The organism is Rhodococcoides fascians NBRC 12155 = LMG 3623 (genome assembly GCF_001894785.1).
GTDB classification, from domain to species: Bacteria; Actinomycetota; Actinomycetes; order Mycobacteriales; family Mycobacteriaceae; genus Rhodococcoides; species Rhodococcoides fascians.
On record NZ_BCWW01000009.1, the window covers coordinates 283441 to 295073 of the forward strand.

The 11633-nt window shown below is 64.5% G+C and carries 16 protein-coding genes; 14 read left to right on the top strand and 2 right to left on the bottom strand.

The window, feature by feature from the left end; all coding sequences use genetic code 11:
- The first annotated feature begins 4 nt into the window (after positions 1–4).
- From RFA01S_RS19905 to RFA01S_RS19920, 4 genes are all read left to right on the top strand, one after another.
- A complete protein-coding gene (locus RFA01S_RS19905; protein ID WP_027498081.1) occupies positions 5–760 on the top strand; it encodes a hypothetical protein in 756 nt (251 codons plus the stop codon).
- 114 nt (positions 761–874) lie between these two features.
- The gene (gene fdxA / locus RFA01S_RS19910) at positions 875–1198 is read left to right on the top strand and encodes a ferredoxin (RefSeq protein WP_027498080.1); all 324 of its coding nucleotides are present in this window, start codon (positions 875–877) and stop codon (positions 1196–1198) included.
- Between the two features lie 4 nt (positions 1199–1202).
- Positions 1203–2306, top strand: a complete 1104-nt coding sequence (gene dapC, locus RFA01S_RS19915; RefSeq protein ID WP_032407282.1) for a succinyldiaminopimelate transaminase — start codon at positions 1203–1205, stop codon at positions 2304–2306.
- Between the two features lie 261 nt (positions 2307–2567).
- Positions 2568–3185 carry a LysE family translocator gene (locus RFA01S_RS19920; protein ID WP_032390332.1) on the top strand — a complete coding sequence of 206 codons (618 nt, stop codon included), beginning with the start codon at positions 2568–2570 and terminating at the stop codon, positions 3183–3185.
- A 13-nt stretch (positions 3186–3198) separates the two neighbouring features.
- Here RFA01S_RS19920 and RFA01S_RS19925 read toward each other — a convergent pair whose 3' ends face one another.
- Positions 3199–3621 carry a hypothetical protein gene (locus RFA01S_RS19925; RefSeq protein WP_027498077.1) on the bottom strand — a complete coding sequence of 141 codons (423 nt, stop codon included), beginning with the start codon at positions 3619–3621 and terminating at the stop codon, positions 3199–3201.
- 17 nt (positions 3622–3638) lie between these two features.
- Here RFA01S_RS19925 and RFA01S_RS19930 point away from each other — a divergent pair, with 17 nt between their 5' ends.
- From RFA01S_RS19930 to RFA01S_RS19950, 5 genes are all read left to right on the top strand, one after another.
- On the top strand, positions 3639–5039 hold the full coding sequence (locus tag RFA01S_RS19930) for an acyl-CoA synthetase (protein WP_174557292.1): 1401 nt from the start codon (positions 3639–3641) through the stop codon (positions 5037–5039).
- A gap of 47 nt (positions 5040–5086) precedes the next feature.
- Positions 5087–5746 (top strand): SDR family NAD(P)-dependent oxidoreductase, encoded by a 660-nt coding sequence (locus tag RFA01S_RS19935; RefSeq protein WP_032407280.1) that lies wholly within the window; start codon positions 5087–5089, stop codon positions 5744–5746.
- Between the two features lie 190 nt (positions 5747–5936).
- Positions 5937–6449, top strand: coding sequence for an OsmC family protein (locus tag RFA01S_RS19940; RefSeq protein WP_032386302.1), 513 nt, complete (start codon positions 5937–5939; stop codon positions 6447–6449).
- A 4-nt stretch (positions 6450–6453) separates the two neighbouring features.
- Positions 6454–7752 carry an O-acetylhomoserine aminocarboxypropyltransferase/cysteine synthase family protein gene (locus RFA01S_RS19945; RefSeq protein WP_032407279.1) on the top strand — a complete coding sequence of 433 codons (1299 nt, stop codon included), beginning with the start codon at positions 6454–6456 and terminating at the stop codon, positions 7750–7752.
- Positions 7749–8234, top strand: a complete 486-nt coding sequence (locus RFA01S_RS19950; RefSeq protein WP_032369643.1) for a CoA-binding protein — start codon at positions 7749–7751, stop codon at positions 8232–8234. Before RFA01S_RS19945 ends, RFA01S_RS19950 begins: the two co-directional genes overlap by 4 nt.
- Positions 8235–8237: 3 nt before the next feature.
- Here the strand turns inward: RFA01S_RS19950 and RFA01S_RS19955 are convergent, their stop codons facing one another.
- Complete coding sequence (locus tag RFA01S_RS19955) at positions 8238–8999, bottom strand: SDR family NAD(P)-dependent oxidoreductase (RefSeq protein WP_032386304.1); 762 nt, start codon at positions 8997–8999, stop codon at positions 8238–8240.
- A 61-nt stretch (positions 9000–9060) separates the two neighbouring features.
- Between RFA01S_RS19955 and RFA01S_RS19960 the strand changes: the two genes are divergently transcribed.
- The 5 genes from RFA01S_RS19960 to RFA01S_RS19980 all read left to right on the top strand — a co-directional run.
- Positions 9061–9645, top strand: a complete 585-nt coding sequence (locus RFA01S_RS19960) for a TetR/AcrR family transcriptional regulator (protein WP_032390519.1) — start codon at positions 9061–9063, stop codon at positions 9643–9645.
- Between the two features lie 141 nt (positions 9646–9786).
- A complete protein-coding gene (locus tag RFA01S_RS19965; protein WP_032369640.1) occupies positions 9787–10218 on the top strand; it encodes a DUF1810 domain-containing protein in 432 nt (143 codons plus the stop codon).
- Between the two features lie 10 nt (positions 10219–10228).
- Positions 10229–10684 (top strand): 6,7-dimethyl-8-ribityllumazine synthase, encoded by a 456-nt coding sequence (locus RFA01S_RS19970; protein ID WP_032407278.1) that lies wholly within the window; start codon positions 10229–10231, stop codon positions 10682–10684.
- A gap of 28 nt (positions 10685–10712) precedes the next feature.
- On the top strand, positions 10713–11081 hold the full coding sequence (locus RFA01S_RS19975) for a nuclear transport factor 2 family protein (RefSeq protein ID WP_238325110.1): 369 nt from the start codon (positions 10713–10715) through the stop codon (positions 11079–11081).
- 116 nt (positions 11082–11197) lie between these two features.
- Positions 11198–11633 (top strand): DUF222 domain-containing protein (locus RFA01S_RS19980; protein WP_139278475.1); only part of this gene is annotated, 436 nt, incomplete at its 3' end.

The following is an 11633-nucleotide window of genomic DNA, read 5'->3' on the forward strand; positions in this document are numbered from 1 at the left end:
CGACATGGACGACCGTCGAGTCGCCGCGGTACTGAGCAGTGCCGTCGCCATCATTCATCCCGTGCTCGACATCCTGGCCACACGTGACCCGATCGGACTGAAGGGACGGACGTTCCGCGAGTCCTCCGCGGACGATTCGACCCTCGACAACGTCATCGACTTCCTGGCCAAGGCGTTCGACACCACCGACTTCCCGGGCACCGCCGGCTGGGAGAAGCTCGACAGTGATGCTCGTTCGCAGTGGTGGGTCAATCGCATCGGAGCTCTCAACACTGTCGCCGTCGCCTTCCCCGGCGTCTTCGGCATCCTGGTCAACCGTCTGCCGATCCAGGATCTGCTCGGGTTCGCCAACCAGGCGATGGTGCTCGTCGCCGTGGCGCGCGAATCCGGAGTGACCGACCGCGAGACGCACGTGGCGCTGCTCGGGTCGGTGCTGTGCAAGCGTGACCTGACGTCCTTGGCCGACAGTGCTCCTGCGAAGAAGGAAGAATCGCCGAAATCCGGCCCGTTCGCACTGCTGCGCGGAATGTGGCAGATCGCCAACGTGCTGCGCGACGTGGCAGGCGAGCTGGAGAAGCGCCCGCATCCACGCGGGTTCTACCGGGTACTCGGAGCCATCCCGCTCGTCGGTGGCGTCGCCGGATATCTCGGTGAGCGGGGCGCACTGTCGCGCGCTGCCAAGCAGGGACGCAAGTGGCTCGCCGCCCACAAGACGGCGTCGGCTTCGGTGGCCCAGCCCGCGAAGCAGCTCCGGCGATAGCAGGCCGGAGCAGGTGAGGTCACCCTGGTCGGATTGTCCCAGGTTCGGACCGCGATACTAGGATGCTGAGGGCGCGAGAGCGCCCACGATCTATACAAGGAGGGGAGAGCAGCAGTGACCTACTCGATTGCAGAACCGTGCGTAGATGTACTGGACAAAGCGTGCATCGAAGAGTGCCCGGTGGATTGCATCTACGAGGGTAACCGAATGCTGTACATCCACCCCGACGAATGCGTCGACTGCGGAGCCTGCGAACCCGTGTGCCCCGTCGAGGCCATCTTCTACGAAGACGACGTGCCCGAGCAGTGGAGTGCATACGTCAGCGCCAACGTCGATTTCTTCGACGATCTCGGATCTCCGGGTGGCGCAGCGAAACTCGGCAAGACCGACTACGACCCGCCGTTCATCAAGGCTCTGCCTCCCATGGGCGAGAACTGACGCCTTGGCACGTAGAGCGGTGGCAGCGACGCTGCCCGACTTTCCGTGGGACTCGCTGACCGCTGCCAAGGAGAAGGCGTCGGCGCACCCGGACGGCATCGTGAATCTGTCCGTCGGCACGCCCGTCGACCCGGTCGCCGAGGTGATTCGGGTCGCGTTGAACTCGGTGGCCGACGAGCCCGGGTACCCGACGACCGTCGGTACCGTGGCGCTTCGGGAGGCCGCGGTGGCGTCGCTCGAACGTCGCTACTCGATCACCGGTATCTCGACCGACGCGGTGCTTCCTGCCATCGGCACCAAAGAAATGATCGCCTGGTTGCCGAGTCTGCTGGGTCTGGGTGCCGATGATCTGGTCGTCATCCCCGAACTGGCATATCCCACATACGAAGTGGGTGCGCTGCTCGCCGGCGCACGAATTCTTCGTGCAGACGGACTGAATCGTCTCGGCCCCGAACGTGCCTCGCTGATCTTCGTCAACTCGCCGTCGAACCCGACGGGGAAGGTGCTCGGAGTCGAGCACCTGCGCAAGGTCGTCGAGTGGGCCCGCGAGCGCGACGCCATCGTCGTCTCCGACGAGTGCTACCTGGGTCTGACCTGGGCAGCCGACGCAGTCTCGGTGCTCGACCCGCGCGTCTGCGACGGCGATCACACCAACCTCCTTGCAGTGCACTCACTCTCGAAGACCTCGAATCTGGCCAGCTACCGCGCCGGTTTCGTCACCGGCGACGCGGCCCTGATCGCCGAGTTGCTCGAGGTTCGCAAGCACGCAGGGATGATGGTGCCGCTGCCCATTCAGGCCGCCATGACCGCCGCTCTGGCCGACGACGAGCACGAGAACATCCAGCGAGAGCGATACCGCGCCCGTCGAACGACTTTGAAGTCTGCCGTCGAGGCAGCCGGATTCCGCGTCGACCACTCGGAGGCCGGGCTCTACCTGTGGGCCACCCGCGACGAGCCGTGCCGCGACACCGTCGACTGGCTCGCCGAACGCGGGATCCTCGCCGCACCGGGAGAGTTCTACGGACCGAACGGTGGCAAACACGTCCGCATCGCACTGACTGCGACGGACGAACGCATCGAGGCTGCGGCGGCTCGCCTGCGCGGTTAGCCGAGCTTCCTGATGCGCTGAGTGTTGTGGTGCGCTGAGTGTCCACTATTCGGTCCGATCGACGGGATCCCGCTTCTCGATACGAATAGTGGACACCGAGCTCAGTTGGCTTCGGCCCCGCTGACGCCGCTGAAGCGTGTGAGCTCGAGGTGCGCTGAGTGTCCACTATTCGGCCCGATCGACGGGATCCCGCTTCTCGATACGAATAGTGGACGCTGAGCTCAGTTGGCCCCTGCTCGGATCGGGTGTTCTCATGTACCCATGACCCTCAGCCTGCTGCTCAGCTTCGCCGGTGTGTGCTTTCTGCTGGCGATTCTGCCCGGGCCGGATTCGTTTCTGGTGCTTCGCTACAGCATCGGCGGCCTCAAGCCAGGCGTCGCTGCAGCGATGGGTGTCGCGATCGGCGGACTGTTCTGGGCCGTGCTGGTGGCCGTCGGGCTGGCGGCGATCGTCGAACAGTCTGCGACGGCATACCGCGTCGTCAAGGTTCTCGGTGGGTTGTATCTGCTGTATCTGGGCGTGAAGGCTTTCCGGGCGCGACGTAAGAACAAGGTGGACGGCGAGCCGCTCCTGCCCGTTGCTGCGTCCGCGTGGTCGGCGTTCGGTGCCGGAGTTCTCTCGTGCGCGCTCAACCCGAAGGTCGGACTGTTCTACCTCGCGGTGGTGCCGCAATTTCTCACTGTGGTCACGTTCACCGGTGCCATGACGCTCGGTCTGGTCGAGGTGGTTGTCGCTGCCGTGGTGATGGGAGTGTTCTCCGTTCTCGCCTCACGCGCTGTGACGCTGCTGCGTAAACCGGCCGTGACCGACTGGCTGGACCGCATCAGCGCTGGATTCCTCGTCGCCCTCGGAATCGGAACGGTGGCGTCTTCGGCCTAGTTGCGGTGGGCCGTCAGTCGAGGTCCGGCTCGCCGACGTCCCATCCGCCGCGCCTGATGCGCAGGATGTAGACCAATTCGTTGCTGCCGAAGGCTTCGACGGTGGTGAACCGCTTCGGTTCGGCGTTGACCTCGGGGTTGCGCGCGTGCGCCTCCTCGTAGAGCTGAGTCGCTCGGAGGTCGGCCAACTCCACTCGCGTCCAGAAATCGTCGGACTGCACCGAGTAGACCAGTCGCGGCGCCCCGTCACTGACGTGCGCGAGGTCGATGTCCTCGTCGTCGGAGTCCTCGTCCTCGAGGTCCAGGTCGAGGTCGTCTTCGGAATCGACGTCCTGTTCGGCGTCGGTTCCGATCAGATAGACACCCGCCTGCAGGTCACCGGCGGCGACCGTCATGTACTCGGCGTAGTCGCCGGTGTCGATTCCGTCCACGTCCATGTCTGTACGGTAGCCATGTGCTGCTTCGTTCACTGAACCCACTCGCCGTTGCGCGGGGAGACGATATTCCCGACGCCGTCACCATCGACGGCATCTCGCTCTCTCGTGCCGACATCCTGGGAGCGTCGACTTCCGTAGCCGAGCGCATCGGCCGGGCAGATCGGCTCGCCATCCACGCGACGCCATCGGTGAAAACGGTGCTCGCCGTCGTCGGTGCGTTGATTGCCGGCGTCACCGTTGTTCCAGTCCCACCGGATGCAGGCTCGGCCGAACGTGAGCACATCCTCCGTGATTCGGGTGCGCAGGCGTGGCTCGGCGAAGCGCCGCGGGATACCGCAGGTCTGACGGTTCTGCCGGTGCGTCAGCACGCACGGTCGTGGCACAGCTACCCCGAGCCGCAGCCGTCGTCGATCGCGTTCGTGCTCTACACCTCCGGCACCACAGGCCCACCGAAAGGCGTGCTGATTTCTCGCAGCGCCATCGCGGCCGGGCTCGACGCGTTGGCGCAGGCCTGGAGCTGGACGTGGAAAGACACTCTGGTGCACGGTCTTCCGCTGTTTCACGTGCACGGACTGATTCTCGGGTTGCTCGGCCCACTGCGAGTCGGAAGCCCGTTGATCCACACCGGCAAACCGACTCCCGAGCTCTATGCGGCAGCGCGGGGTTCTCTGTATTTCGGGGTGCCGACGGTGTGGTCGCGCGTCGCCGCGGATGAGACGTCGGCCCGCGCCCTGGCCCACGCCCGACTATTGGTGTCCGGCAGTGCGCCGCTCCCGGTTCCGGTGTTCGAGAAGCTGCGTGAGTTCACCGGTCAGGCTCCCATCGAGCGGTACGGCATGAGCGAAACCCTCATCACCATCAGCACCCGCGCCGACGGTGAACGTCGGCCGGGGTCGGTGGGACTGCCCGTCGCAGGCGTCGAAACCCGACTGCTGGGCGAGAAGGGCGACATCCTGCCGCACGACGGCGAATCCATCGGCGCATTGCAGATCCGCTGCCCCATGTTGTTCGACGGCTACCTGAACAATCCCGAGGCGACGGCGAAGACCTACACCGAGGACGGGTGGTTCGACACCGGGGACGTCGCGCTCATCGAGCCCGACGGGTTCCACCGCATCGTCGGGCGAGCCTCGACCGACCTGATCAAGTCCGGCGGCTATCGCGTCGGCGCGGGGGAGATCGAGACCGTGCTGCTGGGGCACCCGAGCGTGGACGAAGTAGCTGTCGTCGGCCTGCCGGATGATGATCTGGGTCAACGCATCGTGGCGTTCGTCGTCGGTACCGAGGTCGAGGATCGAGTACTCATCGACCTGGTGGCCACCGAACTGTCGATCCACAAGCGGCCCCGGGAGATTCGCGTCGTCGACTCGCTCCCGCGCAATGCCATGGGCAAGGTGCAGAAGAAGCTCCTCGGCTGACTCCGCGTTGTGAGCGCGGGTCGGGTGCAACGCGCTAGCTTCGAGTCATGAACCTCGACGGCGCACGCATTCTCGTATTCGGTGCCAGTGGCGGGCTCGGCGGTCCGATCGTCGAGCAACTCGCCCAGGCCGGCGCGCGGCTTACCATCAGCGGACGCAGCCTCGAGTCCGCGGAGCATCACACGGTGAATGCCGATCTGACGCTGCCGGATTCGGCTCGCTCGGTAGTCGCGGAGGCCGTCGAACACCACGGCGGTCTCGACGGGATCGTGATCGCGGCGGGTGTGGTGGCCTTCGGTTCGGTCGCCGAGGTGGACGACGACACCGTCGACGAGCTGCTGTTGCTCAACTACCTGGCACCGCTGCGCATCATGCGTGAAGCGCTGACCACTCTGGATCAGGGTGGATTCGTGCTCAACATCAGTGCGGTGGTCGCAGACAAGCCGATGCCCAACATGGGTGCCTACTCGGCGAGCAAGGCCGCGGCGAGTGCGCTGCTGAAAAGTGTTCGCACAGAGGCACGGAAGTCGAAGATCCGTATCGTCGACGTGCGGCCTCCGCACACCGAGACGGGGCTGGCGATGCGGCCGATCGCCGGGCAGGCACCGAAACTACCGCAGGGCCTGACGCCGGAGGCAGTGGCCTCACGGATCGTTGCCGCGATCACCGACGACGAAACCGACGTCGGCGCAGACCAGTTCTCTTAGGCTATTGTCGGCACCGTGACCGAGACACATGTGACCGACGCGGGCAGAAGGCTCGTGCGTCGTCGCACCATCGATCTGTGCCTGGTCTGCACTTCTTCCTGTTCGTAACTGTCGATCGAACCCAGCCCCGACGAGTTCCACACGCTCCTCGGGTCGTTCCGGCAACCTCTTTCTACGAACAGGATCACTCATGACCACATCTGTCTCCCATCTCGGCGGCGTCATCGCTGCCACCGACGACGCAGTACGCGCGGACGCGAAGAACGCTCACGCTGTATTCCGTGCCTCCGTCACCGCGCACGATGCCGTCGCCAGCACCGTCACACTCGGCAAGTTCAGCGTCGAGGTCGACGAGCCGCCGGCCCTCGGCGGAGAGAACACGGCCGCCAATCCCGTGGAGTACTACCTCGCGTCGCTGCTGTCCTGCCAGGTGGTCACCTACCGCGTCTGGGCCGAGAAGCTCGGTATCGTCGTCGACGACATCAAGGCGAAGGCCGAGGGCGACCTCGACGTACGTGGCTTCTTCGGTTTCGACGACAACGTGCGGCCGGGATTCGGTGAGGTGCGCGTCGTCGTGACGGTCACCGGGCCCGAGACCCGTGAGCGGTACGAGGAATTGCAGCAGGCCGTGGACGATCACTGCCCGGTGTTGGATCTCACGCGTAACCCCACGCCGATCCACACCGTCCTCGAAACGGCCTGACGTCATGAGCGAGCGAACATTCGGCCTGCGTACCAGAGCAATTCACGCCGGCGCGCGGCCCGACTCGGCAACCGGTTCGCGTGCGGTGCCGATCTATCAAACGGCGAGCTACGTGTTCGAGGATTCTGCTGACGCTGGGGATCTGTTCGCTCTGCAGAAGTACGGCAACGTCTACAGCCGCATCGGTAACCCGACGGTCGCCGCCTTCGAGGAGCGCATCGCGAGCCTCGAAGGCGGCATCGGGGCGGTCGCGTTCGCCAGCGGGCTCGCGGCCGAGTTCGCGGTGTTCGCCGCGCTGGCCGGCACCGGTGATCATATCGTCGCGGCAGCCGGACTCTACGGCGGAACCGTGACGCAACTCGACGTGACACTGCGGCGCTTCGGCGTCGAGACCACCTTCGTTCCCGGCACGGACCCGGCCGATTATGCGGCGGCGGTAACAGATTCGACCAAGTTGATCTACGCGGAGGTCATCGGTAACCCCTCCGGTGAAATCGCCGATCTCGAGGGTCTCGCCGCGGTCGCGCACGATCATGGGATCCCGCTGGTGGTCGACGCGACGATGGCGACACCGTGGTTGAGCCGGCCGATCGAGTTCGGAGCCGACATCGTCATTCACTCGGCAACGAAGTTTCTCGGCGGTCACGGCTCCACGCTCGGCGGCGTCGTGGTGGAGTCCGGTCGATTCGATTGGGGCCGAGGCAAGTTCCCGCAGATGACCGAGCCGGTGGCCTCGTACGGGGGCCTGTCGTGGTGGGGCAACTTCGGGGAGTACGGATTTCTCACCAAACTGCGCAGTGAGCAACTGCGCGACATCGGTGCAGCACTGGCTCCGCACTCTGCCTTCACGCTGATCCAGGGCGTCGAGACGTTGCCGCAGCGCATGGACGCGCACGTGGCCAATGCGCGCGTCGTCGCCGAGTGGCTCGAGGCTGACCCACGCATCGAGTACGTGAGATGGGCTGGATTGCAGAGTCATTCGCACCACGATCGCGCCGCGAAATATCTGCCCTCGGGTCCGGGTGCGGTGTTCGCATTCGGCATCGAAGGTGGTCGGGATGCCGGCCGAACGTTCGTCGAGAGCGTCCAGGTGGCCAGTCACGTCGCGAACATCGGCGACGTCCGTACCCTGGTCATCCATCCGGCCAGCACCACCCACCGACAGCTCAGCGATGATCAACTGGCCGGCGCGGGGGTGGGGCCCGAACTCATTCGGATCAGTGTCGGCCTCGAAGACGGCGAGGACCTGCTGTGGGATCTCGATCAGGCCTTGACGCTGGCAACCGGGAAGGCGCGGTCATGAGCGAACGAACCTGGCAGGGACCCTCCGCTCAGGACCGTCAGCGGATCTTGCGTGAGACGAAAACCGTCGCGATCGTCGGTGCGTCCAAGAACCCGTCGCGAGCAAGCTATTTCGTCAATCGGTATCTGTCCTCGACAAGCAACTACGAAATATTTCTCGTCAATCCGACGGTCTCGGACATCGAAGGAACGACCGTCTATCCGACTCTCGCGGATCTACCGAAGAGTCCGGACCTGGTCGACGTCTTTCGCAAGTACGACGATCTCCCGGAGGTGTTGGGCGAAACCATTGCTGCGCAGGCGAAGACGATCTGGCTGCAGCTCGGGTTGTGGCACGAGCAGGTGGCCCACGACGCCGAGGCAGCCGGATTGAACGTCGTCATGGACCGGTGCCTCAAGATCGAACACGCCCGCTTCCACGGCGGGCTGCACTTGGCCGGATTCGACACGGGAGTGATCGATTCGCGTCGAATGCGGGGTTAGGGGTCAGGCCTTCAGTAGGCGACCGCTGATTATCGCGGCCAACGATCGTGGCGCGAGACGCACACTGCCGGCGCTGATCTTGTTGGAAAGGCCGGACACGACGCTGGCAGGGGTACGGCGAGAATCCAAGGCGCGCATAGCCGTCGAGACCACCTGCTCGGAGGTCTGGAAGTTGCCCACTGCGGCATCCTCGGATCCGACGACGTCGAAGAACTCGGTGCGCGTCGGGCCGGGGGAGAGAGCGAGGATCTTCAGCGGTGACGTGCGGTACTCGTAGGCGAGCGCCTCGGTGAAGTTCAGTACGAAGGCCTTCGTCGCCCCGTAGACCGCCATGTTCGGAGTGGGCTGGTACGCAGCGGTACTCGCGATGTTGATCAACGCGCCGGTCAGATTCGGCAGAAACGCATGTGTCAGATCCACCAGCGCACTGACGTTCAATGCGATTTCCGACGCCACCCGCGCCGGATCCTCGTCGCGAAAGCGCCCGTGGGTCCCGAATCCTGCATTGTTGACCAGCGTCGTGGGTGTTATCCCTTTGTTGGCCAACGTCTTTCGTAGTGACTCGCCGATGCCCGGCACGCCCAGGTCCATGGCGACGGCGGTCGCGGTGACGCCGTGGTCTGCTTCGATGCGGCGGGCAAGTGTCTCGAGTCGGTCCGCCCGTCGTGCCACGAGGACGACGTTCTCGCCGCGTGCGGCAAAGCGATGTGCGAATTCCTCGCCGAGGCCGGAGCTCGCCCCGGTGATGAGTGCTGTGGATGTCATGCGAGCAAATGTAGGCACTGTCATCATTGTTGTCAACGCCAACATCGCCTAGGGTGAGTCCATGGCAACGGAGCGCTACCACCACGGTGATCTGCGCGCGGTGCTCCTGGAGGAGGCCGAGCGGAGCATCGCCCGCGACGGCGTAGATGCGCTGTCGCTGCGGCAGTTGGCCCGAGACGTGGGTGTCAGTCACGCAGCCCCCGCGCGCCACTTCCGCGACAAGCAAGCACTGCTGGATGCGTTGGCGCTGCACGGCTTTCAGGAAATGAATCGCCGAATGGTCGACGCGGCCACCGGGCCGGGAGAGCTGCTGGCCAAGTTTCGTGGTGTCGCCCGCGCCTACCTGGGTTTTGCAGTCGAACACCCGCAGCTCTTGGACGTCATGTACAGCACCAAGCATCACCCCGAGGCCAGCGAACAACTCAAAGACGTTGCGCACGAAAGCATGGCGGCGACGGAATCCTTGCTGCACGCTGCGATGGACGCGGGAGTCATCACCGAAGCATCGCCTGCCGTCCTCGCCCGCGTCGCGTTCGCGAGCGTCCACGGACTCGCCGTGCTCGCCGCCGGCGACCTCCTCGACGGCATGCCTGCCGATGACCTGCTCGACGCCACGGTCGACACCCTGCTCCGCGGATTCACCTGACCGGGTCGTTCCGCAGGCTCCACTCCCACCCGTCCGGGTCGTTCCGCAGGCTCCACTCCTGCCATCGGGTCATTCCGCGGGCTCCACTCCCGCCATCGGGTCATTCCGCGGGCTCCACTCCTGTGTCGCTAAGTTGTCGGTATGACCGAATACGACCTGCAACGCTTCGTCGACGCCCAGGATCCCGTCTGGAACGTCGTGGTCAAGGAGTTGAAGGCAGGCCGGAAACAGACTCACTGGATGTGGTTCGTGTTTCCGCAGTTGGCCGGCCTGGGCCGCAGTGCCACCGCTCAGCACTTCGGCATCGCAGACCTGACCGAGGCCGAGCTGTACCTGTCCCACGAAGTTCTCGGGCCACGCCTGAAGAAAGCCGCGCAGCTCACTCTTGCGGTCGAGGGCAGCACGGTCGACGAGATCTTCGGTTACCCGGACAATCTGAAGCTGCACTCGTCCATGACGCTTTTCGCCGAAGCTACCAAGGGGCAGTCCGTTTTCGTCGAAGTGTTGCAGAAGTATTTCTCCGGCGAATTCGATGGCGCAACACTCGACTTGCTCGACGAGCGATACCGCTAGCATCGCATCCATGACCACTCCACTCGCCGGATCCATTGCCTTCGTCCATGCCACCTGGCATCTGGACATCGTCGATCGTGCGCGGGTGGGTTTCTCCGCCGAACTCGGGCAGTTGGGCCATGCCGACACCGCGGTCGACGTCTTCGAGGTGCCCGGAGCATTCGAGATCCCGCTGCACGCGCAGCGTCTCGCCAGAACAGGAAAGTATTCGGCGATCGTCGCCGCAGCGCTCGTCGTGGACGGCGGAATCTACCGACACGACTTCGTCGAAACGGCGGTGATCGACGGGCTGATGCGGGTGCAGCTCGACACCGACGTCCCCGTGTTCTCGGTGGTTCTGACTCCTCATCACTTCCACGAACACGCCGATCACAACGCCTTCTTCACCGCGCACCTCGAAACCAAGGGTGCCGAGGCCGCGCGCGCCGTGGTGAAGACACTGGCTTCGCTCGGAACCATCGGCTGACGCTGCCGCAGGCAGACCGGTGGTCGACGTGCGATCCGTGCTCGCGGAGCTCGAACGGCGTGAACCCATTTTCCACCGCCGTGAGTACGGCATCACGCGTGAAGATTTCGATCGTCTGACCGATGTCGATTTCTGGGAGGTCGGTGCGTCCGGTACCCGATACGACCGTGACGAGGTGTGGGCCGTTCTCGAGAAGCGCTATCGACAGGACCCGTCAGGAGACCACGACGTCGACTGGGAAACCAGCGATTTCGAGGTCCGTGAGGTTGCCCCGGACACGTACTTGCTGACGTACACCTTGCTGCAGGTCGACAGACTTACGCGGCGAGCGACGCTCTGGCAGCGACGCGCGGGGGAGTGGACAATCCTGTATCACCAGGGGACCGTTGTGCTCTAGGCATTTCTCTTACCATGGGCCACCGACAGGTTGCGATTCACGAATCCTTATGCACAGCAATAGTTTTCGATTGCACCATCATTGTGTATCGAACACCCGTTCGATACACTTGGTCCATGACGACGGAGATCTGGCAACTGAGCGAAAGCGAACTTCTCGCCGACGCTGCTGATGTCTCCCACCGAATCCAACTGCTCGAAGCCCGGCGGATCGCCCTCGTCGCCGACATCGACACCCGCGTCAGCCGAGAGAAGCTCGGGTTCCCAGGACCCGCCGGCTGGCTGACCTCCACCACCCTGCTCTCACCGTCCAAAGCCACCAAGATCGTCGCCCTCGCCCGCGGCATGAAGAACTTCCCCGACATCGCCGACGCCGTGAACACCGGCAGCATGACCATCGACCACGCCGCCTTGATCCTCACCTTCGCCGAAACCCCACCGAAAAACCTCCCCCAAGAGGGCCGCGATGCCGCTCGTAAAGCCATGATCACCGCCGCAACCGGGCCCGGGGCACGCACCGACCGCATCCGAGAAGCGATCACCAAACTCGAGG

What these genes read in the sequence shown, in the direction of transcription:
- RFA01S_RS19945 (WP_032407279.1), top strand. Translation starts at nt 6,454, where the DNA reads ATGAGCGAGCGAACATTCGGCCTGCGTACCAGAGCAATTCACGCCGGC.
- RFA01S_RS19955 (WP_032386304.1), bottom strand. Translation starts at nt 8,999, where the DNA reads ATGACATCCACAGCACTCATCACCGGGGCGAGCTCCGGCCTCGGCGAG.
- RFA01S_RS19925 (WP_027498077.1), bottom strand. Translation starts at nt 3,621, where the DNA reads ATGGACGTGGACGGAATCGACACCGGCGACTACGCCGAGTACATGACG.
- RFA01S_RS19940 (WP_032386302.1), top strand. Translation starts at nt 5,937, where the DNA reads ATGACCACATCTGTCTCCCATCTCGGCGGCGTCATCGCTGCCACCGAC.
- RFA01S_RS19950 (WP_032369643.1), top strand. Translation starts at nt 7,749, where the DNA reads ATGAGCGAACGAACCTGGCAGGGACCCTCCGCTCAGGACCGTCAGCGG.
- RFA01S_RS19965 (WP_032369640.1), top strand. Translation starts at nt 9,787, where the DNA reads ATGACCGAATACGACCTGCAACGCTTCGTCGACGCCCAGGATCCCGTC.
- RFA01S_RS19935 (WP_032407280.1), top strand. Translation starts at nt 5,087, where the DNA reads ATGAACCTCGACGGCGCACGCATTCTCGTATTCGGTGCCAGTGGCGGG.
- RFA01S_RS19905 (WP_027498081.1), top strand. Translation starts at nt 5, where the DNA reads ATGGACGACCGTCGAGTCGCCGCGGTACTGAGCAGTGCCGTCGCCATC.
- RFA01S_RS19960 (WP_032390519.1), top strand. Translation starts at nt 9,061, where the DNA reads ATGGCAACGGAGCGCTACCACCACGGTGATCTGCGCGCGGTGCTCCTG.
- RFA01S_RS19970 (WP_032407278.1), top strand. Translation starts at nt 10,229, where the DNA reads ATGACCACTCCACTCGCCGGATCCATTGCCTTCGTCCATGCCACCTGG.
- RFA01S_RS19920 (WP_032390332.1), top strand. Translation starts at nt 2,568, where the DNA reads ATGACCCTCAGCCTGCTGCTCAGCTTCGCCGGTGTGTGCTTTCTGCTG.